24 protein-coding genes are annotated in these 23,715 nt (G+C 66.5%); 11 read left to right on the top strand and 13 right to left on the bottom strand.

What is annotated here, in order from left to right; genetic code table 11:
* Nucleotides 1-70: 70 nt before the first annotated feature.
* Together PSR88_RS23880 and PSR88_RS23875 are read left to right on the top strand one after the other, a co-directional pair.
* Entirely contained in the window at nt 71-895 is an 825-nt protein-coding gene (locus PSR88_RS23880) for a crotonase/enoyl-CoA hydratase family protein (protein WP_009477755.1), read from the top strand.
* Nucleotides 896-1,067: 172 nt separating this feature from the next.
* A complete protein-coding gene (locus tag PSR88_RS23875; RefSeq protein ID WP_029539608.1) occupies nt 1,068-2,027 on the top strand; it encodes a hypothetical protein in 960 nt (319 codons plus the stop codon).
* A 57-nt stretch (nt 2,028-2,084) separates the two neighbouring features.
* Here PSR88_RS23875 and PSR88_RS23870 read toward each other — a convergent pair whose 3' ends face one another.
* On the bottom strand, nt 2,085-3,122 hold the full coding sequence (locus tag PSR88_RS23870) for an LLM class F420-dependent oxidoreductase (RefSeq protein WP_016884006.1): 1,038 nt from the start codon (nt 3,120-3,122) through the stop codon (nt 2,085-2,087).
* A gap of 79 nt (nt 3,123-3,201) precedes the next feature.
* Here PSR88_RS23870 and PSR88_RS23865 point away from each other — a divergent pair, with 79 nt between their 5' ends.
* From PSR88_RS23865 to PSR88_RS23845, 5 genes are read left to right on the top strand one after another with little or no spacing between them, the layout of a single operon-like run.
* The gene (locus tag PSR88_RS23865) at nt 3,202-4,182 is read left to right on the top strand and encodes a Zn-ribbon domain-containing OB-fold protein (RefSeq protein ID WP_016884007.1); all 981 of its coding nucleotides are present in this window, start codon (nt 3,202-3,204) and stop codon (nt 4,180-4,182) included.
* A gap of 12 nt (nt 4,183-4,194) precedes the next feature.
* The gene (locus PSR88_RS23860; RefSeq protein WP_016884008.1) at nt 4,195-5,259 is read left to right on the top strand and encodes a thiolase domain-containing protein; all 1,065 of its coding nucleotides are present in this window, start codon (nt 4,195-4,197) and stop codon (nt 5,257-5,259) included.
* Complete coding sequence (locus tag PSR88_RS23855; RefSeq protein ID WP_016884009.1) at nt 5,259-6,434, top strand: thiolase domain-containing protein; 1,176 nt, start codon at nt 5,259-5,261, stop codon at nt 6,432-6,434. Before PSR88_RS23860 ends, PSR88_RS23855 begins: the two co-directional genes overlap by 1 nt.
* Nucleotides 6,435-6,449: 15 nt before the next feature.
* On the top strand, nt 6,450-7,313 hold the full coding sequence (locus PSR88_RS23850; RefSeq protein ID WP_011597029.1) for a TIGR03619 family F420-dependent LLM class oxidoreductase: 864 nt from the start codon (nt 6,450-6,452) through the stop codon (nt 7,311-7,313).
* A 10-nt stretch (nt 7,314-7,323) separates the two neighbouring features.
* Nucleotides 7,324-7,737: a nuclear transport factor 2 family protein gene (locus tag PSR88_RS23845; RefSeq protein ID WP_011597028.1), complete on the top strand. Its 414-nt coding sequence runs from the start codon at nt 7,324-7,326 to the stop codon at nt 7,735-7,737.
* Between the two features lie 10 nt (nt 7,738-7,747).
* Here PSR88_RS23845 and PSR88_RS23840 read toward each other — a convergent pair whose 3' ends face one another.
* Both PSR88_RS23840 and PSR88_RS23835 read right to left on the bottom strand, forming a co-directional pair.
* A complete protein-coding gene (locus PSR88_RS23840) occupies nt 7,748-9,004 on the bottom strand; it encodes an erythromycin esterase family protein (protein ID WP_016884011.1) in 1,257 nt (418 codons plus the stop codon).
* 86 nt (nt 9,005-9,090) lie between these two features.
* Nucleotides 9,091-10,347, bottom strand: coding sequence for a cytochrome P450 (locus PSR88_RS23835; protein WP_009477746.1), 1,257 nt, complete (start codon nt 10,345-10,347; stop codon nt 9,091-9,093).
* Nucleotides 10,348-10,507: 160 nt separating this feature from the next.
* Between PSR88_RS23835 and PSR88_RS23830 the strand changes: the two genes are divergently transcribed.
* From PSR88_RS23830 to PSR88_RS23820, 3 genes are all read left to right on the top strand, one after another.
* Nucleotides 10,508-11,671 carry a steroid 3-ketoacyl-CoA thiolase gene (locus PSR88_RS23830; protein WP_011597025.1) on the top strand — a complete coding sequence of 388 codons (1,164 nt, stop codon included), beginning with the start codon at nt 10,508-10,510 and terminating at the stop codon, nt 11,669-11,671.
* A 9-nt stretch (nt 11,672-11,680) separates the two neighbouring features.
* Nucleotides 11,681-12,166, top strand: a complete 486-nt coding sequence (locus tag PSR88_RS23825) for a nitroreductase family deazaflavin-dependent oxidoreductase (protein WP_011597024.1) — start codon at nt 11,681-11,683, stop codon at nt 12,164-12,166.
* A 102-nt stretch (nt 12,167-12,268) separates the two neighbouring features.
* Nucleotides 12,269-12,934, top strand: coding sequence for a GNAT family N-acetyltransferase (locus PSR88_RS23820; RefSeq protein WP_011597023.1), 666 nt, complete (start codon nt 12,269-12,271; stop codon nt 12,932-12,934).
* Between the two features lie 43 nt (nt 12,935-12,977).
* On the opposite strand, the gene PSR88_RS23815 is transcribed toward PSR88_RS23820, so the two are convergent.
* The 9 genes from PSR88_RS23815 to PSR88_RS23775 all read right to left on the bottom strand — a co-directional run bounded on the left by PSR88_RS23815 (nt 12,978) and on the right by PSR88_RS23775 (nt 21,847).
* Complete coding sequence (locus PSR88_RS23815; RefSeq protein WP_016884013.1) at nt 12,978-14,588, bottom strand: acyl-CoA synthetase; 1,611 nt, start codon at nt 14,586-14,588, stop codon at nt 12,978-12,980.
* A 16-nt stretch (nt 14,589-14,604) separates the two neighbouring features.
* Nucleotides 14,605-15,861 carry a hypothetical protein gene (locus PSR88_RS23810; protein WP_016884014.1) on the bottom strand — a complete coding sequence of 419 codons (1,257 nt, stop codon included), beginning with the start codon at nt 15,859-15,861 and terminating at the stop codon, nt 14,605-14,607.
* Nucleotides 15,855-16,433 carry a hypothetical protein gene (locus tag PSR88_RS23805; RefSeq protein WP_011597020.1) on the bottom strand — a complete coding sequence of 193 codons (579 nt, stop codon included), beginning with the start codon at nt 16,431-16,433 and terminating at the stop codon, nt 15,855-15,857. Before PSR88_RS23805 ends, PSR88_RS23810 begins: the two co-directional genes overlap by 7 nt.
* A complete protein-coding gene (locus PSR88_RS23800; protein ID WP_005244574.1) occupies nt 16,433-16,648 on the bottom strand; it encodes a ferredoxin in 216 nt (71 codons plus the stop codon). The genes PSR88_RS23805 and PSR88_RS23800 overlap by 1 nt, the downstream gene beginning before the upstream one ends.
* Entirely contained in the window at nt 16,648-18,000 is a 1,353-nt protein-coding gene (locus tag PSR88_RS23795) for a cytochrome P450 (RefSeq protein WP_005244575.1), read from the bottom strand. Before PSR88_RS23795 ends, PSR88_RS23800 begins: the two co-directional genes overlap by 1 nt.
* Entirely contained in the window at nt 17,997-18,782 is a 786-nt protein-coding gene (locus tag PSR88_RS23790) for an SDR family oxidoreductase (RefSeq protein ID WP_016884015.1), read from the bottom strand. The genes PSR88_RS23795 and PSR88_RS23790 overlap by 4 nt, the downstream gene beginning before the upstream one ends.
* Entirely contained in the window at nt 18,775-20,001 is a 1,227-nt protein-coding gene (locus tag PSR88_RS23785) for a cytochrome P450 (RefSeq protein ID WP_009477737.1), read from the bottom strand. Before PSR88_RS23785 ends, PSR88_RS23790 begins: the two co-directional genes overlap by 8 nt.
* Nucleotides 20,002-20,006: 5 nt before the next feature.
* Complete coding sequence (locus PSR88_RS23780; RefSeq protein WP_009477736.1) at nt 20,007-20,567, bottom strand: TetR/AcrR family transcriptional regulator; 561 nt, start codon at nt 20,565-20,567, stop codon at nt 20,007-20,009.
* Nucleotides 20,568-20,629: 62 nt separating this feature from the next.
* On the bottom strand, nt 20,630-21,847 hold the full coding sequence (locus PSR88_RS23775) for a cytochrome P450 (protein WP_016884016.1): 1,218 nt from the start codon (nt 21,845-21,847) through the stop codon (nt 20,630-20,632).
* Between the two features lie 84 nt (nt 21,848-21,931).
* Between PSR88_RS23775 and PSR88_RS23770 the strand changes: the two genes are divergently transcribed.
* On the top strand, nt 21,932-22,534 hold the full coding sequence (locus tag PSR88_RS23770) for a TetR/AcrR family transcriptional regulator (protein WP_016884017.1): 603 nt from the start codon (nt 21,932-21,934) through the stop codon (nt 22,532-22,534).
* A gap of 278 nt (nt 22,535-22,812) precedes the next feature.
* Here the strand turns inward: PSR88_RS23770 and PSR88_RS23765 are convergent, their stop codons facing one another.
* On the bottom strand, nt 22,813-23,277 hold the full coding sequence (locus tag PSR88_RS23765) for a PAS domain-containing protein (protein ID WP_237724166.1): 465 nt from the start codon (nt 23,275-23,277) through the stop codon (nt 22,813-22,815).
* Between the last annotated feature and the right edge of the window lie 438 nt (nt 23,278-23,715).

The raw sequence follows: 23,715 nt of genomic DNA, 5'->3' as shown, positions 1-23,715 counted from the left end.
GTAGAACGTGTTACCGTTTCTGGCAAGACCTAATTTGAGAGCCAGCTCACACACCCTTCGGGAGACTTCAGTGTCCTCTACAACGACCGAGAAATCCGACATTTCGGCACAGTCGCCGCACTGCCTCGTGGAGAAGCGCGGGCACGTCCTCATCGTCACGATGAACCGACCCGAGGCGAAGAACGCGCTGTCCGGCGAAATGATGGCGATCATGCGGGACGCGTGGGATCAGGTCGACTCCGACCCGGACATCCGGGTCGCCATCCTCACCGGCGCAGGCGGCGCATTCTGCGCGGGCGCCGACCTCAAGGCCATGACGTCGCAGCACCCCGGCGACTCGTTCTCCGGCGGCGGCTGGGACCTGTCCAAGATCGAGGCGCTCCTGAAGGGACGGCGCCTCACCAAGCCCCTCATCGCCGCAGTCGAGGGTCCCGCCATCGCCGGCGGCACCGAGATCCTGCAGGGCACCGACATCCGCGTCGCCGGAGAGAGCGCCAAATTCGGTGTCTCCGAAGCCAAATGGGGACTCTTCCCCCTCGGCGGCTCCGCCGTGCGCCTCGTCCGGCAGATCCCGTACACCGTCGCCGCCGACATCCTGCTCACCGGACGCCACATCAAAGCCCCCGAGGCCAAAGAGATCGGCCTCATCGGACACGTCGTCCCCGACGGTCAGGCCCTCGACAAGGCCCTCGAACTCGCCGACCTCATCTCCGCCAACGGACCCCTCGCCGTCCAGGCGATCCTGAAGACCATCCGCGACACCGAAGGCATGCACGAGGAGGAGGCATTTCAAGTCGACGCCGCCCTCGGCACCGAGGTCTTCAAGAGCGCCGACGCGAAGGAAGGCCCCCGCGCCTTCTCCGAAAAGCGCGCGCCGAAGTTCGAGGGCCGCTGACCCGGGGTGCACTGATCCCGGGTGAATGTACCGTTCGGCGCAGCTAGGGCGCCGAGAGGTACATTCGCCCAGGGTGTGAGGGCTATCCACTGCCCGCTACTTATCCACAGGCTCACCAAATCGCCTGGTGACCGAGCACGCCGCCGACACCGGATGAGCCATCATCGACTCCATGCGACGGGGAGTGTGGGGGCATCGCCTCGAAGACCTGTACGGAGTGAGCCGGTCCGGAATCATCCGCACCGCCGAGTTGAGGCAGTGGGGTGTGTCGAATTCGGCGATCGACGCTCGATGCCGTCCGGGCGGGCCGTGGCAACGCATCCTTCCGGGTGTCGTGATGCTCGGCAACGGTCGGCCGACCGCGCGTCAGCGTGCGGTGGCCGCGATCGTGCTCAGCGGCGAGAACGCAGTGCTCACCGGGCGGGCCGCGCTGCACGAATACGGCTACGGAACGTCGTACTCGGGCGACGCCCATGTTCTGATCGCCACGCATCGGCGCGTGCAGTCCACAGGCTTCGTTCTCGTCGAACGTACGACGCGGTTGCCGGTGCCGGTGACGCGCAACGGGCTTCCCTGCGCCCCGCTACCACGCGCGTTGCTCGATGCGGCACGACGGTGCCGCACCCTGGACAGCACTCGATCCCTCATCGCCGAGGTGGTCCAGCGAGGCGAGGTGAGCGTCGCCGAACTGATCGCGGAGTTGGACTCGGGTAGTGGACGGGGTGCAGCACTCCCCCGGACAGTGCTGCGCGAAGTGAGTGCCGACGTCCACTCGGTGTCCGAAGCCGAAGCCCGCAGACTGTGGTTGCGCAGCGGACTGCCACGAATGGTCTTCAACCGCAGGATCGTCGACGCCGCCGGGCAGTTCATCGCCATGCCGGACGGCTGGATCGACGACGTCGCATTTGCGTGGGACATCGACTCCCTCGACTGGCATCTGGCGCCGAAGGCGTACAAGTCGACCGTCGAGCGCCGCACCCGGATGCAGAACCACGGCATCATCGTGCTGCCGACGCTACCGAGCGCTGTCCGCGACGACCCCGACCGCGTGATCGCCGACCTCCGGTCGCACTATCAGCTGGCGTCGTCCCGCCCCCGGCCGGAGGTCCGGATGCTCGAAGCGCGCGGGTGAATGCACCGTTCAACGCCTCAGGTGCGCCGAAAGGTACATTCGCCCGGCCGCGGGAGGTCAGCCGCGGACCGCCGCGGACAGTTCGCGGACGTGGTCGGCGTCGCGGCAGGAGACGAGGAGCATGGTGACGCCGGCGTCGGCCCAGCGTTTGACGTCGGCGCGGACTTCGTCGACGTTGCCGATGATCATGGTCTCGGTGACCATCTCGTCGGGGACGACGGCGGCCGCTTCGTCTTTGCGGCCTGCGCGGAAGAGGCGCCCGATTTCCTCGACCTGCTCGCCGTAGCCCATGCGGGTGTAGACCTGGGCGTGGAAGTTGAGTTCGGGGGCGCCCATGCCGCCGACGTACAGCGCGGTGATCGGTTTGAGGCCGGCGATGGCGGCGGCGCGGTCTTCGGTGACGATCACCTGACAGGTGGCCGCGACTTCGAAGTCTTCGCGGCTGCGTCGGGCTCCGGGGCGGGCGAAGCCTTCGTCGAGCCATTCGTTGTACATGGGCGCGAGGCGCGGCGAGTAGTAGATGGCGAGCCAGCCGTCGGCGATCTCGGCGGTGAGCGCGACGTTCTTCGGACCTTCGGCGCCGAGCCAGATGGGGATGTCGGCACGGAGCGGGTGAGTGATCGGCTTGAGCGGTTTCCCGAGGCCGGTGCTGCCGGCGCCGGTGTAGGGCAACGGAAAGTGGGGGCCGTCGCTGGTGACGGGTTCCTCCCGCGACAGCACCTTCCGGATGATGGAGACGTATTCGCGGGTGCGGGCGAGCGGTTTCGTGAACGGCTGCCCGTACCACCCTTCGACGACCTGCGGCCCGGACACACCGAGTCCGAGGATGGCCCGGCCGCCGCTGAGGTGGTCGAGGGTGAGTGCGTGCATGGCGGTGCTGGTGGGTGTGCGGGCGGAGATCTGGACGACGGACGTGCCCAGACGGACGCGTCGGGTGCTCGAACCCCACCAGGCGAGGGGGGTGAAGGCGTCGGATCCCCACGATTCGGCGGCGAAGACGGCGTCGAATCCTTCGGCTTCGGCGGCGGCGATCAACTCCGGGACATTCGCCGGCGGCTGTGCGCCCCAGTATCCCAGTTGCAACCCGAGCTTCATCGTGTGCCTCCGCATCGACCGTCGTCATAAGTGACCCTTGCCACAAACACTAGAACCTGTTCTACTCGAAGTTGTGAGCATGGGAAAGAGCGCGGTGGCCGAAAAATTCTCGAACGAACCGTTGAGCGCCCCGCTGAAACTTCAATTCGACTACACCCGATCGGTGGGTCCGACCATCGGAGCCTTCGTGACCGCGCTGCGCGACCGCAAGGTCATCGGCGCCCGCGGTTCGGACGGACGCGTCTACGTGCCACCGCCCGAATTCGACCCGAACACCGCCGAACCTCTCACCGACTTCGTCGGGGTTTCCGACGCCGGGACCGTGGTGAGCTGGACGTGGATGCCGGAACCGATTGCCGGACAGCCACTCACCACGCCCTTCGCGTGGGCGCTGATCACGCTCGACGGCGCCGACACGTCCCTGGTGCATGCCGTGGACGTCGGCTCCCCCGCCGCAATGAGCACGGGTATGCGGGTCCGGGCGAGATGGGCGCAGGAGCGCGTCGGGCGCATTCAGGACATCGTGTGCTTCGAGCCCGGGGAGTCGGCGGGCGAACCCGAACCGACCACGGAGTCGGAACCGGTCACGATGGTCACGACGCCGATCGATCTCGACTACATGCACTCCGCCTCCGCAGAGGAGAGCTACTACCTCCGAGGGCTGAAGGCGGGCAAACTGATCGGTGGTCGCACCGGACCGGACGGCAAGGTGTACATCCCGCCGCGCAGCGCCAACCCCACCGACGGCATCCCGACGAAGGAACAGGTGGAACTGCCGGACAGAGGCATCGTCACCACGTTCTGCATCGTGAACGTCCCGTTCCTCGGACAGCGGATCAAGCCGCCGTACGTCGCCGCCTACGTGCTTCTCGACGGCGCGGACATCGCGTTCCTACACCTGATCCTCGACTGCGACGCCGCCGACGTGCGGATGGGCATGCGCGTGGAGGCCAAGTGGAAGCCGCGCGAGGAGTGGGGTTACACCCTCGAGAACATCGAGTACTTCAGGCCGACGGGTGAGCCCGACGCCGAGTACGACACCTACAAACACCACCTGTAAGGGCGCGGCACAATGACAGATATCGCAGTCGTCGGGTTCGCGCACGCACCGCACGTGCGCGAGACCACCGGCACCACCAACGGCGTCGAGATGCTGGTTCCCTGCTTCCAGCAGCTGTACGGGGACCTCGGAATCACCAAGTCCGACATCGGTTTCTGGTGTTCGGGGTCGTCGGACTACCTGGCCGGCCGTTCATTCTCCTTCATCTCCGCCGTCGACTCGATCGGGGCGGTTCCGCCGATCAACGAGTCGCACGTCGAGATGGATGCGGCGTGGGCGTTCTACGAGGCCTGGATCAAGATCATGACCGGCGAGGTCGACACCGCCCTCGTCTACGGCTTCGGGAAGTCGTCGGCGGGCAACCTCCGCAAGATCCTGTCGATGCAACTCGACCCCTACCTGGTCACCCCGCTCGCGCTCGACTCCGTGTCGCTCGCCGGACTGCAGGCTCGCCTCGGACTCGATGCCGGAAAGTGGACGTCCGAGGAGATGGCGGCCGTGGCCGCGCGCAGCCGGGCCGCGGCGGAGAGCAATCCGAACACCCAGCTGTCGGGGCACGTCGACATCAACGCGCTGCTCGCCAGCCCGTTCGTCGCGGACCCGTTGCGCGCCCACGACTGTGCACCGATCACGGACGGCGCCGCCGCTGTCGTGCTCGCCGCGGGCGATCGTGCCCGTGAGCTGTGTGAGCGGCCGGCGTGGATCACCGGGATCGAGCATCGGATCGATTCCCCGAACTTCGGTGCCCGCGACCTGACGGTCTCGCCGTCGACGACGGCGTCCGCCCGCGCCGCCACCGGAGGGGACGTCGGCGGAATCGACGTGGCCGAACTGCACGGGCCGTTCACCCATCAGGAACTGATCCTCCGCGAGGCCATCGGACTGTCCGATGCGACGGCGATCAATCCGTCGGGCGGCCCGCTGAGCGGGAATCCGATGTTCGCGGCGGGTCTGGAACGCATAGGTTACGCAGCCAAGGCCATCATGGACGGCAACGCCGGGCGCACGCTGGCGCACGCTACGAGTGGTGCTGTGCTGCAACAGAATCTGGTCGCAGTCTTGGAGGGACGCAACTGATGGCGAATCAATTGGCCGCGGTGCTCGGCACCGGTCAGACGCATTACGTGGCGAAGCGGCACGACGTGTCCATGGCGGGGCTGGTTCGCGAGGCGATCGACCGCGCGATGGAAGACGCCCGGGTGGGCTGGGACGACATCGACGCCGTCGTGATCGGGAAGGCCCCCGACCTCTTCGAGGGTTCGATGATGCCGGAGCTCGCGATGTCGGACGCGCTGGGCGCCAACGGCAAACCGCTCCTGCGCGTGCACACCGCAGGCTCGGTCGGGGGCTCGACCGCGGTGGTCGCGTCGAGTCTCGTGAAGTCGGGGGTGCACAAGCGGGTGCTGACGGTGGCGTGGGAGAAGCAGTCCGAGTCGAATGCCATGTGGGCGCTGTCCACCCCCATTCCATTCCACATGCCGGTCGGCGCGGGCGCGGGCGGCTACTTCGCCCCGCACGTCCGCTCGTACATCCGGCGGTCGAGCGCACCCGATCACATCGGCGCGATGGTGGCGGTGAAGGACCGGCTGAACGGTAGCCTCAATCCGTACGCCCACCTCAAGCAACCCGACATCACGCTCGAATCCGTGCAGGCCTCGCAGATGCTGTGGGATCCCATCCGCTACGACGAGACGTGTCCGTCCTCGGACGGCGCCTGCGCGATGGTGATCGGCAACGAGGAGGCAGCCGAGCAGGTCACGGCGGACGGTCGTGAGGTGGCCTGGATCCACGCCACCGCGATGCGCACCGAGCCCACCACGTTCGCGGGACGCGACCAGGTGAATCCGCAGGCCGGCCGGGACGCGGCGGCCGCGCTGTGGAAGGCCGCGGGCATCAAGGACCCGCTCGACGAGATCGACGTGGCCGAAATCTACGTCCCCTTCTCCTGGTTCGAACCGATGTGGCTCGAGAATCTGGGCTTCGTCTCCGAGGGTGAGGGCTGGAAACTCACCGAGGCGGGCGAGACCGCGATCAGCGGCCGGCTTCCGCTCAACGCGTCCGGCGGCGTCCTGTCGTCCAACCCCATCGGCGCCTCGGGCATGATCCGGTTCGCCGAGTCGGCGATGCAGGTGATGCACCGCGCCGGCGACCATCAGGTGAAGGACGCACGCAAGGCACTCGGCCACGCCTATGGCGGCGGTTCGCAGTACTTCTCGATGTGGGTGGTCGGTTCCGACCGGCCGAACAATTAGGAGCGGGACATCACCATGAAGTTCACCGTCGGCATCGCCATGAATCCCCTCGACCAACTGCCTGCTCTCGCGAGAACAGCCGAGGAGTGCGGGTTCTCGTCCATCGCCCTCCCCGACTCACTGTTCTTCATGGAGAAGCAGAGCGCCGACTACCCGTACACACCGGACGGCTCGCGGATGTGGAACGAGGAAACCCCGTGGGTGGATCCGCTGATCGCGGCGGCCGCGATGGGCGCGGTGACGTCGAAGATCGAGTTCTACACCCAGGTCCTCAAACTGGGCTCCCGCAACCCGGTGCTCCTCGCCCGCCAGGTGGGTTCGGTCGCCAACCTCATCGGCAACCGTTTCGGGTTCGGCGTCGGGATCGGCTGGGCACCCGAAGAATTCGAATGGTGCGGAGTGCCGTACAAGAAGCGTGGTGCGCGCGTCGACGAGATGATCGACGTCATCAAGCTGATCCTCGGCGGCGGCATGGTCGAGTACCACGGCGAGTTCTTCGACTTCGACCGCCTGCAGATGAGCCCGGCGCCGACGAAGCCGGTGCCGTTCTACGTCGGCGGACACACCGACGTCGCGCTGCGGCGCGCCGCCCGGGTGGGCGACGGCTGGACGTCCGCGATGATCAAGTTCGACGATCTCGTCCAGGTCATCGCGCGATTGCGGGAACTCCGGGAGGAGTACGGCCGAGCCGATCTGCCCTACGAGATCCAGACCGTGTGCATCGACCGTTTCGGCAAGGACGGCTACGCCGAATTGGCGGACGCCGGAGTGACCGACACGATCGTCGTCCCGTGGGTTTTCGACGGCATCGGCTTCGACGGACCACTCGAGGCCAAGCAGGACTCGCTGCGCAAGTTCGCCGACCAGTACATCGGATAGGGGTGTGGACATGACGACGACGGACCATCCTGCCCGCCTCGCCGGGCAGGCGTCCCGCGAGGCGGCGAGCGGCAGGCGCAAGGACGAGTGGCTGGCCCTGTTCGCCGAGGACGCTGTTGTCGAAGACCCCGTCGGCCCTTCGGGTTTCGACCCCGAAGGCAAGGGTCACCGCGGCCTCGACGCGATCTCGCGGTTCTACGACATGACGATCGCGACCACCGAATCGCTCGAGTTCCTCATCTCCGATTCACTGGTGTGCGGGAACGAGAACGTGAACATCGGGACCATCCGGTCCACGGTGGCGGGATCTCGGATCGACGCCGAGGGCGTGTTCATCTACCGCGTGAACGAGGACGGCAAGATCACGTCCCTGCGGGCCTTCTGGGAGGTCGAGCGGGCGATGAAGACACTGCGCAAGGCCTGAATGCCCCGAATCACGTGCCGGCGTCGTCGAGGTGCCGGACGAAGAGGATCGCGTCGAGTTCGCCGAGGCCGGCGGGGTCCAGCGGGAAGTACGTGGAGTTGCCCGACGGATCGGCACGCTTCTCCACGTCGCCGATCCTGCGGGCCACCGGCGCGGCAGGTACGAGACAGCTCTCCCCCACGGCGAAGAGCCGGCCCTCGACGGAGTCGGGTGGCGGCGTCCCGATGCCGTGTCCGGGCGCCTCCCCGACGGCCCCACCGATGACCGTGTACGCATCGCCGAGCCGCAGGCCCAGGTGGGCACCGGCGCACCACCAGTGCAGATGCAGTCCGGCGAGATCCCAGTGGGTTTCGCCTTTCGACAGATGGCCGTTGTGAGCGAAGACGAACGTCGGGCCTCGGTCGGCCTCCCGCTGCACCAGCGCGGACAGGTTGTCCGCCATGAGGGTGTCGCGGATTCCCAGGAGCCTCGTGATGCGGCGTGGAGAGTTCTCGGCCATTCCCGCGTGATAACTGAGCAGGCGGGTGGCGACGCGACCGTGAAGCTCGGCCTCCCACACTTCGTCTCGCGTGCCTTCGTCGACGAGGCGAGGCGCCTGCGACGCGAGCAGCGTCATCAGGTCGTCGGCGACGAGACGCAACTCGACGGCCTCGTGGGTGGCACCGACGGCCTGGGCCGGGTCCATGGCGACGGCCGGGTTGCTCCAGCGGTCGTCGTCGCCGATCAGCGCGGAGATCCTGTCCGGAGTGCAGGGCAGATCCTGCTCGTCGAGGTGGGTCCGCAGGTAGGTGTCGAGGAAGGTCAGGGCCTGCCTCGGGCTGTCCGCGGACGTCATCTCGATGGGGGCGTCGAATCCGAAGAATCGGAGTTGCTCGTCCGGTTCGCGTCGACGGTTGTATTCGGCCATCCACTCGATCAGGTCGCGGTTCGCCCGGGACTCACCGAAGCCGTGGCTGAAACCGTGCTGCATGACGTCGTCGAGCGACCGATGGTCCGCACCCCGCACGAAGGAGTCGACGAGTATCCCCTTCAGGCAACTGCTTTCGATCGCGATGGAGCGATAGCCCTCGTGTTCGACGAGGAACCGGAACACCTGATTGCGGAGCAGTACGAAGCTCTCCTCCCCGTGCATGGGCTCGCCGAACCCGAGGAGACGGGGCGCGGGGTCCAGGCGGCGGAGGAATGCGCCGATGGCAGCGGTGACGCTCGGGTCTCCCGGCGCCGAGAACATGCCACCCAGGTCGTGGACGATGGACCGCACAGTCACGACCTACTCCCACCTTCCTCGGACAGAAGGAGAACAGCGGCGCCGGAGAGGATGAGGGTGCCCTCCGACGCCGCTGAATCAGGGGGTCAGTGTCTGACCGGGCAACCGCCTGACGCAGTCTTGTAATCGACCTGAAACTCCTTGATACCGTTGAGCCAGCCCGAGCGCAACCGCCGCGGATCTCCCAGCTTACTGATATCGGGCAGGTGATCCGCAATCGCATTGAAGATCAGGTCGATCTCGAGTCGCGCCAGATTGGCGCCGAGGCAGAAGTGTGCGCCCGTTCCGCCGAATCCGACGTGCGGGTTGTTCTCCCGCATGATGTCGAACTTCTCCGGGTTCTCGAACGCGTCCTCGTCGAAGTTCGCGGAGCCGTACAGCATTACGACTCGCTGCCCCTTCTTGATCTGCACTCCGCCGAGTTCGGTGTCTTCCAGTGCGGTGCGCTGGAACGAGTTGACCGGGGTCGCCCACCGGACGATCTCGTCCGCCGTCGTCTTGGGGCGCTCCTTCTTATAGAGCTCCCACTGATCGGGATGGTCCAGGAACGCCATCATCCCGTGTGTGATGGCATTGCGGGTGGTCTCGTTGCCTGCGACCGCCAGCAGGATCACGAAGAAACCGAATTCCTCGGGAGAAAGCTCATTTCCATCGATATCCGCTTCGATCAGCGTCGTGACGATGTCGTCGGCGGGGCACTTCTTGCGCTCGTCCGCCATCTGGTACGCGTAGCCGAGGATCTCCATCGACGCGGCCTGCGGGTCGATGTCCAGTTCTGGGTCGTCGTAGCCCGTCATCTGGTTCGACCAGTCGAAGACCTTCAGGCGATCCTCCTGCGGCACACCGAGCAGTTCGGCGATCGCCTGCAGCGGAAGTTCACACGCCACCTGGGTGACGAAGTCGCCTGCCCCCGATTCGGCGGCCTCCTTCACGATCTTCTCGGCGCGTTCGGTGAGTTCTTCGCGCAGGCTGTTGATCGCGCGGGGCGTGAAGCCGCGGGAGACGAGTTTGCGGAGCTTGGTGTGCTCGGGAGCGTCCTTGTTGATGAGGATGAACCGCTGCATCTCGATGTTCTCGCGCGGAATGTCGTCGGCGAAGCGCACGATCGCGGTGTTCTCGTGTGTGGAGAAGACGTCGCTGCGCCGCGACACCTCCTTGACGTCCTCGAGCTTGCTGACGACCCAGTAGCCGTCGTCGTGGAAGCCACCGATCTCCGGCGGCTGCGGGTTCCACCAGATCGGGGCAGTCTTCCGCAGTTCGGCGAATTCCTGGTAGGGGATGCGCTCTGCGTAGACGTCCGGGTCGGTGAAGTCGAAACCCTCTGGAAGATTGGGCTGCGCCACTGCTGTCTCCTGCCCTAAGCCATACACCACTCCGTGATGTGGAACACGTTCTACTAGCATTGAAGCACAAGCCGGGCGACTAGCAAAGGAAAGCTCATTCAGACCTTGCCCGGACAGCAGAACCTGTTCTATTTTCTGAGGACAAGGAAAGGAGCCCACCGTGGGCACACCAGTAATCGTCGAGGCAGTACGCACCCCGATCGGAAAGCGCGGTGGCTGGCTGTCCGGATTGCACGCCGCCGAGATCCTCGGCGCCGCTCAGCGGGGCATCCTCGACCGCTCCGGCATCGATCCCGAACTGGTGGAGCAGGTGATCGGTGGTTGCGTCACCCAGGCCGGTGCGCAGTCGAACAACATCACCCGGACAGCGTGGCTGCATGCCGGACTGCCCTGGCAGGTCGGCGCCACCACGATCGACTGCCAGTGCGGCTCCGCGCAGCAGGCCAACCACCTCGTCGCCGGTCTGATCGCCACCGACGCGATCGACGTCGGAATCGCCTGCGGCATCGAAGCGATGAGCCAGGTGCCGCTCGGCGCGAACGTCGGCGAGAACGCCGGACCGCGCAGGCCCGCCGACTGGGACATCGACATGCCCAACCAGTTCGAGGCGGCCGAACGCATCGCCCGTCGCCGCGGAATCACCCGCGCCGACGTCGAGGCGCTCGGAGTCCGTTCGCAGGCGCGCGCCAAGCAGGCCTGGGACGAAGGGCGTTTCGACCGGGAAGTGCTGCAGGTGACCGCACCCGTCGTCGACAAGGACGGCAACCTCACCGGTGAGACCCGGGTCGTGACGCGCGATCAGGGTCTGCGCGACACCACCGCGGAGTCGCTCGCCAAGCTGAAGCCCGTACTCGAGGGCGGCATCCACACGGCGGGCACGTCCTCGCAGATCTCCGACGGCGCCGCCGCCGTCATGCTGATGGACGAGGCCAGGGCGCGCGCCCTCGGTCTGGAGCCCCGGGCCCGCATCATCTCCCAGGCGCTCGTCGGCTCCGAACCCGAATTCCACCTCGACGGTCCCGTCCAGGCCACGGCGCGCGTCCTCGAACGCAGCGGCATGAAGATCGGCGACCTCGACTTGTTCGAGGTGAACGAAGCGTTCGCGTCGGTGCTGCTGTCGTGGGCGTCGGTGCACGAGCCCGACATGGACAGGGTCAACGTCAACGGCGGTGCGCTCGCACTCGGACATCCCGTGGGCAGCACCGGCTCTCGGCTCATCACCACCGCGCTGCACGAACTCGAGCGCACCGACGGGTCGACGGCACTGATCACGATGTGCGCCGGCGGCGCACTCGCCACCGGCACCATCATCGAGCGGATCTAGGATTTCCCGATGAATGCACCCGCACCCGCCCGACCGCCCGGCCTCGACTCGAAGTGGACGGTCTCCTTCATCAAGTGGATGTCGAAGATCAACGTCGTGCTCTACCGGCGGACGGGCGGGCGCCTGGGCAGCAAGTGGCGGGTGGGCAGCGCCTTCCCCCGCGGGTTGCCCGTCTGCCTGCTCACCACCACGGGACGGAAGAGCGGCGAGCCGCGGATCAGCCCGCTGCTGTTCCTCGAGGACGGCGACCGCATCATCCTCGTCGCCTCGCAGGGCGGCCTCCCGAAGCACCCGATGTGGTACCTCAACCTGCGCGCGAACCCCGACGTGACCGTCCAGGTGAAGTCGCGGGTCCGGCCGATGACCGCCCACGTGGCGGACCCCGAGGAACGCGCGCGCCTGTGGCCGCGGCTCGTCGCCATGTATCCGGATTTCGACAACTACCAGGCCTGGACCGACCGCACGATCCCCGTCGTGGTCTGCACTCCCCGATAGCGTTTGTATGTACCGCCGAGTAACGGGTGCCATGTCGGGGGACTTCTTGCAGTATTGACGCGTACGGACTTGTACGACGGCCGAGGGCGAGGAATTGCAGACATGAGTACACAGGTTCAAGATCGGATACACGACCGTCGAGAGCTCACCGCGGTCCTGCTGCGTGCACTCGAGCAGCGCCACGAGGTGCTCGACGCCATCGTCGACAGCGAGGACCACGCCGAGGCCCTCACCACCGTCGCCGGGCTCCTCGACACCTCCGAGGCGTACGCGGAAGCCGTCCTCAACCTGACGTTCCGCCGCCTCACCAAGGTCGAACGGCTCCGCATCCAGACGGAACTGAAGGACCTCGACGCCACCCTCGAATGGACGTCGACGGACCGGCCGGCGAGCACCGGGCGGAACTTCCGCCTCCGGCCGTTCACCGACACCGAGGAAGACGCCGAACTGTTCCGGCGCCGCTGCGGCGAGCAGGTCGACGACGCGGGCGCGCAGTGGTCCGAGGATCGGGTCGAGAAGGAACGCACGGAAGGCCTGAGCCGAGTCGACGACGAGTCCGCCGCATGGTTCGTGTGCGAGGACACCGCGGAGAACACGGCCGTCGGCATGGTATTCGGTGAACTGTCGGGACGCGAGGTCGACGTGGCCATCTGGATCGCCCCCGACGCCCGGAAGAAGGGCTACGGCACCGCGGCCGTGAAGCACAGCCGTCAGGAGCTTGCCGCGGAGTTCCCGGGAACGGTCCTGGTCGTCCGCGCTCCCGCCTGACCCGCACGTGAGTGGCGAAGCGTGCGGGAGCACGCTTCGCCACTCACGTGCGGTGGTCGGGGTCGCGCTGTTTGGTGACGCCCTGAGCCCAGCGGTAGTCGGGCTTGCCGCTCGGTGTGCGCTGGACGGTGTCTTCCACCCACACCAGCCGCGGAATCTTGTAGCCGGCCAGGCTCTGCCGCACGTATTCCTCGAGTCCGGCGAAGTCGACGCCCCGACCGTCGCGCGCCTGCACGACCGCGGAGACCCGGTGCCCCCACCGTTCGTCGGGGACGCCGACCACGATGGCGTCGTAGACGTCGCGGTACGCCTTCACCGCACTCTCGACCTCTTCGGCGAACACCTTCTCGCCGCCGGTGTTGATCACCATGTTGCCGCGGCCGAGCAGGGTGATCGATCCGTCGGCCTCGACCCGCGCGCGGTCGCCGGTGACGACGACCGGTCGCCCGTCGACTTCCCGGAAGATCTCCCGGGTCTTCTCCGGGTCGTTGTAGTAACCCAGCGGGACGTACCCGCCCTTCGCGAACCAGCCGTCCTTCCCCGACCCCGGCTCGACGGGAACGTCGTCCTCGTCGATCACCAGGGCGTACCGGCCGGCAGGTACCCGGGGACCACCCACCTGTTTCTCCCCCTTGGTCGCGAAACCGATTCCGCCGAAGCCTGTTTCCGACGCGCCGATCGAATCGGACACCAGCAGTCCCGGGAACGCGTCGAGGAAGGCGTCCTTGATCATCGGTGAGAACAGCGCGGCCCCGGATGCCACGACACCCAGGCTCGACGTGTCGGTGCGCGACGGCTGATGCGCCTCGATCAGCGGCCGTCCCATCGCGTCGCCGGTGATGATGAGGATCTGTACCTTGTGCCGCTCGACGAGTTCCCACGTCCGGTCGGCGTCGAACTTCGATTCCAGCAGTACGGTGTTTCCACTGAACAGCGCGGTGAACGTCGGCATCATCGCGGCCGCGTGGATCAGCGGCGGCAACGCGAACCACAGGGTCGGCTCACCCTGCGACCCGACCCGCGACTGCTGGTACTCGTCCTCGATCGCCTCACCGGTGTAGAAGTCGAGACCGCCCGCGAGGACGCGCCAGATCGCCTCGTGCGTCCACACCACACCCTTCGGACGTCCGGTGGTGCCGCCGGTGTACATGATGAACAGGTCTTCGGAGCTGCGTTCGCCGAAGTCCCGGTCGCCACTGCCGGACAGCGCCTCCTCGTACGGCACCGAGTCGCTGGGCACACCGGCGCCGCCGAGATCGTCCTCGACGACAACGGTGTGCCGGATCCTCGGCAGCGAAGACAGGACCTCCGCGATGCGCGGCGAATAGAGCCGATGATGGACCACGGCGTCGAGTTCCGCGTTGCCGTAGACGTAGTCGAGTTCGTCGCTGGTGTAGCGGTAGTTGATGTTGACCGGGACCGCACGAATCTTGTACGCCGCCAGCAACGTCTCCATGGTCTCGATGGAGTTGTGCAGGTGCACGCCGATGTGCGAGCCGGCGGTCAGCCCGACCTCCAGGAAGTGGTGGGCCAGCCTGTTGGCGCGGTCCTCCAGCTCGCGGTAGGTGACGCGTCGGGCGCCGCAGATCAGCGCCACCCGTTCCGGCATCGCGTCGACGGAATGCTCGAAGAGGTCTGCAAGGTTGTAAGCCACGGGGGGGCGTCCTCTCTCAGACGACTGTGAGTGGTAGGGGTATTCCTCGATCGGTGAACGCGAAGTCGGCTCCCGTGCTGAACCGGGTGAGCGCCACCTCGGGTGCTTCCTTCGCGGGCGGCTCACCGATCACGATCTCCACGGTCAGCACCGCTTCCGTCTCCTCGACCACCTGCACCGCGAACCGCGGCGACACCCCGCGCACGAGCGCAGTCAACGGCCCGAGGTGCTCGGCGTCGATCATGGACGGCCACGCGCCGTCCTCCCCGGCTCCGCAGTTCCGGCCGAGGGTCAGCAGCATGCGGTCGCCGAGTGTGATCGTGACGTCCACGTACTGACGGGGATTGAACGCCGGATGCACGGCGAGGACGACGGCGAGACCCTCGAGATCAGCGGGCAGCCCGAGCGCGTTCCGGATCCGTTCCGACGTGAGGCCGGCGATGCCGGTGAGTTGCTTGCGCGCGATGTCGAGTGCGTCTTCGGCATCGGTGCGGGCCCGCACCGCGAGCAGGAAACCGAGGGTCAGCAGGTGCTGCTGCAGGCACACCTCCTCCGCGATCCGGGTCAGAGCCGAATGGGAGAAGTCCGGGAACCGCAGGTCGTCGAGGAGCGCACCCGCGTAGTCGTGCTGTCCCGGCCCGCCGGTGACGATCGGCGACAACTCGACCGTCGCCGCCCGCGACTTCCCCACCGTCACCAGCCCTTCCGGAATCGGAGGTGGCACGTTTGTGTCGTCGATGGTGACCGTCCAGAGGCAGTGCGGTGTCCGGTCCGCAGGTCTGCGGGGCGGACGGTGCACGGGACGCACCTGCGCGTGCGGGTTGGTGGCCAGTGCGGTGGCGTCGAACGTCGGGTCCTCGATGTCGTGGCACATCGCCGTGACGTACTCGTCGCCCATCGGTTCGACGTCCATCAACGCCCCGCAGTGATCCAGCCAGAACTCGCCGTGATCGTGATCGGTGACGTGGTACCGGAAGTCCATGAACTGGGGCGGCGCACCGATGTCGAGTTGCAGACCCTTGAAGATCGTCACGACGCCGTCGCCCTCGAATCCCAGCGCGCGTTGCATCCGCCGCGTGTAGAGGGGGCTCGACGCCATCCACTCCTCGATCGCGACCTGCGTCATGCCCTCGCGACCGAACGCCCCGATCAGGTGCGGCATACCGGAGCGGTCGATGAGATGACCGCACAGGAGCAGTTCCGGAACGAGAATCGCGAGATCCCCGCGGGACAGATCGGCGAACGACGACGGAACCTTCACCGCACTCACCACAGCGGGACCGGGGCCTTGCCGACCGGATACCACCCCGGCAGCCGACCGGACGTCGCGCGCTCGATCCGCGCGTTCATGCCGTCGGACATCGCGTTGTTCGTGATCATCTCGAGGAACAGGCTCGAGACGTTACCGAAGTCGAAGAAGTCACGCTGCCAAGACCATTGGAAGTTTCCGCCGTACCGAAACCAGCTGCCGCCGATTCCCGTCACCTGATAGTGCGTGCCGTCGTCGCGGGTGCGTTCGGACACCTGCTTCCAGAATCCGATGACGTCGCCGCTGCGGTCGTCGATGACGAACTGCTGGTACGGGTACTCCCAGCCCTCGAGCCCGTCCATTTCCTGCCCGAGTGCAAGGTCGCGGATCTCGTCCCGGCCGACGGCCATGAAGTCGTCCTTCGGCCCGTAGTTCCATCCGTACGTGGCGTCCTCGGTGTACATCTCGGCCAGCGGCTTCCAGTCGCCGAGCGATTCGCACCGCTTGTTCTCGTCCACCCAACGCTGCACCATCTCATCGAGCTCCGCACGATCGAACTGCACCTCCGGGCCGATCCTTCGATCGAACTGCACCATCAGCTGTCTCCTTCAGAGTCGTCGTCCGCGAGGATCCGCAGGGCCTGGGTCGGGCAGAAACGCACGGCGCTCTCGACTTCCGCGCGCAGGTTCTCGGGTGGGTCGGTGTCGAGGATCTCGACCTTGCCGTGCTTCGGGACGACGAAGACGTCGGGTGCCTCCATCTCGCACACGGCATGACCCTGGCACAGGTCGAGATCGGCTTCGACCTTCATCACGTGCTTCGCTTCCGGTACCTCACGGTGCACGGCTGCTGCAGCTGCACCACCATCTTGCTGTGATCGTTGCGGTACGTCTCGGAGGGTTGTGCCATCTCGAACTCCCAGTCCTGCAGAAGAATCGAGAAGATCGCCTTCAACTGCATCAGCGCGAACGCGGCCCCGACGCAGCGGTGCCTGCCCGCGCCGAACGGAATCCACGTCCAGCGGTTGACGATGTCTTCCTGGTTGGGGTCGATGTAACGCTCGGGATCGAACGTGTCGGGGTTCGGGAAGTCCTCCGCGATCCGGTTGGATATCGCCGGTGTGGCTGCCACCAGGTCGTTCTCGGCGATCCGGTAGCCCCCGACTTCGAACTCGCCCCGCGCGACGCGCAGCAGGATGATCAGCGGCGGGTGCAACCGCAGCGTCTCCTTCAGCACCGCTTCGAGTTTCGGGATCTGCCGGAGCGCCCCGAAGCTGATGTCGGAGCCGTCCGAATAGAGGTCGTCGAGTTCGGCGACCACCTGTTTCGCGTAGTCCGGGTGCCGCAGCAACTCGATCAGGGTCCAGGCCGCGGTGCCGGACGTGGTGTGGTGCCCGGCGAACATCATCGAGATGAACATGCCGGTGATCTCGTCCGCCGTGAAGCGCTCGTTGCCGTCCTCGTCCTTGATCGAGACGAGCACGTCGAGCATGTCACGATCCTCCTTGCCCTGAGGAGGGTTCTCGATGCGCCCGTTCATGATCTCCTGGACGAGGGCCACCAACTGCACCCTCGCCTCGTCCCGCCGGCGGAAGCTCTCGATCGGGGCGTAGGCGTCGACGTACGCGATGGGGTCGGTGCCCTGCTCGAGCTCGTGGTAGAGGTGCGCGAACCGGCCGTCGAGTTGCTCCCGGAACTTCTTACCGATCAGGCAGGCCGAGGACGTGTAAATGGTCAGCTCCGCGAAGAATTCGAGGAGATCGATCTCCCCCTCGTCGCCCCACTGCGCCACCATGCGGTCGACCTCGTGCGCGATCGTCGCGGCGTGGCCCTTCATCTGCTCGCCGCGCAACGCCTGGTTGTGCAGCATCTCCTTGCGACGCTCGGGGCTCGCGTCGAAGACGACCCCCTCGCCGAAGATCGGCTTCATGAACGGGTAGGCGGCCTGCTGGTCGAGATCCTCGTCGGTGGAGCGGAAGAAGAATTCGTTGGCCTCGGCGCCGGACAGCAGCACCACCTTCTTGTCGGCGAGCTGGAACACGCCGACGTTGCCGCACTCCTCCCGGACACGGCGCATCAGCGCGATCGGGTCGGTGCGCAATTCTTCGAGATGTCCGTGCTCGTGCTCACCGCCGGACACACGTTGCGGGGTAGCCAGGTTCATTCTCCGTCCTTTCGCAGGGGCGCCTCGGGCTGCACCTCGATCAGCACCATGTGTGCACCGCGGGGCGCACTGACGGCGGCGACGACGGCGTCCGCGATCGCGGAGGCGCGCAGGAAGTACGAGTGCCGGGCGAATCCCCATTTCGCCCAGTCTTCGAGGACGGGTCCGATGACCTCCTCGGTGGTGTTCATCCCCATGGACGTCTGCGTGGGTCCCGGACGCACGACCGACGCCCGGACGCCGGTGCCTTCCAGTTCCATTCGCATCTGCCGGCCGATCATCTCGACACCGGCCTTCGCGGCGTTGTAGGCGCCCATCCGGGGCCGGGGGGTGTCGGCGCAATCGGATCCGATCAGGACGAAGTCTCCGCGCCTGCGTTCGATCATGCCGGGAAGGATGCGGTGCGCGAGACGCTGCGCACCGACCAGGTGGACGTCGACCTGTCCCAGGAACTGGTCCGGGTCCATCTCGTGCGCGACGGAGAACTCCAGGTCGCCGGCCCCCGACAACGCGATCTCGGTGGGACCGAGCACCTCTTCCGCCGCGGTGACGAATTCGTCGACGGATGCGGTGTCGGTGACGTCGAGGTAGTGCGCGAACGCCTCTCCCCCGTTGCTGCGGATCTTCTCCGCGATCTCCTCACAGTCGGCCACCCGGCGGGCACCGAGCGCGACGGGGTGACCGGCCTCGGCCAGCGCGTAGGCGGTCGCCGTGCCGATTCCCGACGACGCCCCGGCGACGATCGACGGGCGACGCTGCGGGTTGGGCTCGAACCTAGGCATCGCGGACCTGCACTTTCATGGGGAGGGTGGCGAAACCGCGCACGTTGGTCGAGTGGACGCGCACACTGTTCGCCTCGTCGATGTCGTAGTCGTCGATGCGGGAGACGAGTTCGGTGAGCGCGATCCGCGCTTCGAGCCGCGCCATGTGGGCGCCCAGGCAGAAGTGGGTGCCGCCGCCGAAGCTCGCGAGCTTGTTGGACGTGTCCCGGCCGATCCGGTATTCGTCGGCGTCCTCGAACACCGCCGAGTCGCGGTTCGCGGAGCCGATGAGGATCAGCACCTTGTCGCCGGCGGGAATCGTCCGATCGTGGAAGTCCAGGTCGACGGACGCCGTCCGCGCGACCATCTGGCTGGACGTGTCGAAGCGCAGGGTCTCCTCCACCCACTCCGGCACCCGACTCGCATCCTCGAACACGTTCCGAGCCTGGCCCGGATAGCGGAAACCCCAGTACAGCGCATTGCCGAGGAGTTTGGTGGTGGTCTCGTTGCCCGCCACGACCATCAGGAACATGAAGGCGATGATCTCGTCGTCGGTGAGCCGGTCGCCGTCGATCTCCGCCTCGAGCAGGGCGGACGTGAGGTCCTCGGTCGGTTTCCTGCGCCGCTCGGCCAGCATGTCGGCGTAGTAGCCGACGAGGTAGAGCGACGCCTCCATCGCGGCGTGGGGCACGTCGAGGACGCCCTCCTCGCGGTGCACCACCAGGTCGGCGAGGCGCCGGAGTTCGACGCGGTCGGCCTCCGGCACCCCCATCAGTTCCGAGATCACGTCCATCGGGAGCTTGCCGGCGAACTCGCCGATCCAGTCGAACTCACCCGCCGCGAGCGCCGGGTCGAGGTACTGTCGCGTCAGATCCAGGATCCGCCCCTCCAGTTCGTTCACCCGCCGCGGGGTGAAGCCGCGGGACACCAGCTGCCGCATCCGCATGTGCCGCGGATCGTCCAGCGCCAGAAAGGACATCGTCTTGTGGGCGTGCGGACCGTAGGCCGCCGGGTCGAGCGACACCCCGTTCGCGCTCGACAGGCGCTGGTTGTCGCGGAACGCCGCGACGACGTCCTCGTGCCGGGACAACGCCCAGAAGTCGAGTTCCTCGTTGTAGTAGAGCGGCGCTTCTTCCCGCAGTCTTCGATACGTGACGTACGGATCTTCATGGAAGCCATAGTCGTACGGGTTGAACGTCACCGGATTGTGTGACACCCCGGGCATCGAGGCTGCGGTCATGGCATCTACTCCAGAATCAGCTTGGCGGAAGTTTCGAGTCGATCGGCGAATTGGGCGTAGGACCCGTATCCCATTCCGGCGCGAACCAGGCCGCCGGCGTACAACAGCTCCAGCGCCTCGAGGACGTCGGGATCGTGGCCCTCGCCCAGTGCGGTGGCGAGGCGGTCGCGGATCTCCAGCCCGATGCGGGCTCGGAGGTGTTCCACGTCGGGGTCGCGGCCGAGCAGTGCGTTGGTGACGGCTCCGGCGAGTTCGGGTTCGTCCGCCACCAGGAGAGCGATGTGGCGGAGCACGGCGACCACGCGTCCGGTGCGATCGAGTCCCTCGTCCACCGGCTGCGGTGAGGCGGCGAGGCGCCGCCAGAAGACCTCGGCGACGAGGTGCTCCTTGGACGAGAAGTACGTGTAGGCCGTCGCGGGCGCGACCCCGGCGATGCCGGCCACCGAGCGGACGGTGAGTCCCGCGAATCCCTCTTCGCGCAGTACTTCGACTGCCGCTTTGGTGAGGCGGTCGACGGTGTCGGCCTGCTTCTCGGTCAGACGGCGGCGGGTGGACTCGAAATTCATACTACTGGACACGTGTCTGGACGCTACTACAGTTGCCGTCGGCTGGCAACGAAAATCGGCTCTCACACGGGACTGCGCGGGTGAATTCGCACGGGCATCGTCTTGATGCCGCTGATGAAATTCGACCGCAGCCGGACGACCGGCCCGGTGGGTTCGACGCGGTCGATCCGCGCGGCGAGCGTCTCGAACAGGATCTTCAATTCGAGCCGCGCCAGGTGGGCGCCGAGGCAGAAGTGCACCCCGCTACCGCCGAACGCGATCTGCGGGTTGGGGCTCCGGCCGATGTCGAACCGGTACGGCTCGTCGAAGACGTCCTCGTCCCGGTTGGCGCTCGGATAATAGATCACCACCTTGTCGCCGGCCCTGACCAACTGATCGCCGATGTAGGCGTCCCGGGTGGCGGTGCGCCGGAAATCCATGACCGGGGTCACCCACCGCAGGATCTCCTCCACCGCGCTCGCAGCCACTTCCGGTTCGGACTGCAGTCGTCGCCACTGGTCGGGATGATCGATGAAGGCCTGCATCCCACCGGCGGTCGCGTTGCGCGTCGTTTCGTTCCCCGCCACCACGAGGAGGACGAAGAACATGTTGAATTCCATCTCGGTGAGCGTGTCGCCGTTCTCGTCCGGCTGCACGAGCCTGGTGACGATGTCGTCGCGAGGCTCGATGCGGCGTTGCGCCGCAAGCTCGTTCGCGTACAGGAAGATCTCCGCCGCGGCCATCTCGCCGTCGACCTGGGTGGTGCCGTACTCGGGATCGTCGAAGCCGATCATCCGGTTGGACCAGTCGTAGAGCTTGTCCACGTCCCCGGCGGGCGCACCCAGCAGCGCCGCGATGACCTCGAGCGGCAACGGTGCCGCCGCCTCGGGAACGAAGTCGACGTCGCGTGCCTCGAGCAGCCGATCGACGATCCGGGCACAGATGTCGCGGATGTGACCCTCGAGCACTTTGACTGTGCGCGGGGTGAATCCGCGGCTGACGAGCTGCCGCAGCCGGGTGTGGTCGGGCGGGTCGAGGTTGACGAGCATGGCGGCCTGCTTCGCGCGGGTCAGCTCGTCGAAATCGTCGATCTGAGTGGTGCCCACCGCCGACGAGAACGTCGCGCTGTCGCGGGACACGGCGACGACGTCGGCATGCTTGGTGACCGCCCAGAATCCGGTGCCGTTCTCCTCGGGCTGCCAATAGACGGGTTCGCTCGCCCGCAGGTGGTCGAAGAACGCGTAGGGGACCCCTTCCGCGTAGACGTCGGGGGACTTGAGATCAATCCGAGACGCGGTCATACACTGCTCCTCGATCGATAAACGAATGGGATGCGTCTTAAACTACACACTTTCATTTATAATGGAAGCCCTTATGCTGGGCCCATGGTGAAAGGGCAGAACGGACCGATCCGACGTCGCACACTCACGCGAGACAAGGTCGTGGATGCCGCGATCGAGATCATCGACGAACTCGGCTGGGAGCCACTGTCGATGACGAGTCTCTCCGCCCGGCTGAACGTCGTCACCGCGTCGCTCTACAACCACGTCCGCAACCTCGACGACATCCGCGGTGCAGTCCAGGTGCGCACCATGGCGGAACTCGGTGCCCATCTGCGCGAGATCGCCATGGGCCGAACCGGTCCCGACGGCCTCCGCGCACTCGTCGACGCGCACCGAGTCTGGGCAACTCGCCATCCGCATCGGTATCAGACGCTGACCACCAGCCCGGTGGACCGCGACGCCTTCATCTCCGCGGCACTCGATGCGAACACGGCGCTGCGCACGATGCTGGCGTCGTGCGGACTGCCGCCCGAGGACACCCTCGACGCGGCCGTCAGCATCTTCGCCGCCATGCACGGTTTCGTCATGCTGGTGAACACCGATTTCCTCGGCGACGAACTCGACCTGGACTCGATCTACGAATCGGTGCTGCGCGGAGCACTGTCCAGCGTCGGGTGGCCGGAGCGAACGCACACCCCGTCCTGAAAGGCCATTACCCCAATTGTTGCCGTTCTCAGGCCCAGGCGTCAGAAGGGTTCGGCCGCCACGTCGAGATCGCGGCGATCACGTTCGCCGACACCCGGGCCCACGCAACAGCCGGCGACACCGTTCGGTTGCCGCGAATCCCTCGCGCGCCCGGGTGGTCGGCACGTCGGAGGAGATCACCTCGTCCCCTAGCCCGCCGGCGCGTGGAGAGACGACACTGGCGGTGAGCTGGCCGCGCAGGCTCACCCTCGGTACTGCGAGGAAACCGGGCGACGACATCACTCGAATTCGGGGGCCCGCCCACCGCCCCACAACTGCTCTGTGAGGTCCTGGAAACACACGAACGTGACGGGGTCATCCTTCCGGCGCAACACCGACCTGCTCACCGCTGCACGCACAACGAAACCTTCGCGATGGGCGAGTTCGATTACCTTCCCCGCAAAGTCCCGCAGCAACGCCACCGATGCGGGGCCGCCCGGCGACGACGCCGAAACGACCACGTCCGCGACCGAACACCCGGCAAACCAGTGCTCGGGATACCCCAGCATCCGCTCGAGTGCCGGGTTGGCATGCACAATCACCCCCTCTTCATCGACAGCGAGGGCGGGAACCGGAAGCCGCTCGAGCAACCTCAGCGCCGGAAGCTGCTCCAAATAGCACAGCGCGGTGTTCGGGTCCGACCGTCGCCTGCCCCTACCCGGCCCTGCCGACGCCCACCTCCGTCTCACCCAGCGGACCAACACATCGAACCGTGCCAGACCGAACAGTGGAGGCAACGTCGATCGTCGGCCAGATCGTGGAATTATCGTTGCCTGCGATCGTCCGTCACCAGCACATTCACCGGGAGGACACTGTCGAACAATTTTGGTGCAAAACAACATACATTCTCTCCGTGCGTAATTCCGACACCAAGTGCTCGGCTATCCGCGGGCCTCTGCGTCAGCTTCATTGGGCCGCTTTCGCCCAGGCACAAGTCGATTCCACGAGCCGCTATCCGCCGCCAGAGCGACGTGATCACCGAGAGTATTTGCGCTCGTGCTATTTTCGACCTTGATTCGTACGCGGCGTCGCCCGCCGCGTACGGCGGGACGATTTCACTCGCCCGTGCGGGACGCGGGTTCTGCCGATGTAGGCGTCGAGTTCCCGCGGCGTGATGCATTCCATAGTAGTGGCACGGGGTC

Origin of the sequence: Rhodococcus sp. DK176 (genome assembly GCF_038447315.2) — a bacterium.
In the GTDB taxonomy this organism is placed as follows: Bacteria; Actinomycetota; Actinomycetes; order Mycobacteriales; family Mycobacteriaceae; genus Rhodococcus_F; species Rhodococcus_F jostii_A.
This window is presented reverse-complemented; position numbering and strand designations above follow the sequence as displayed.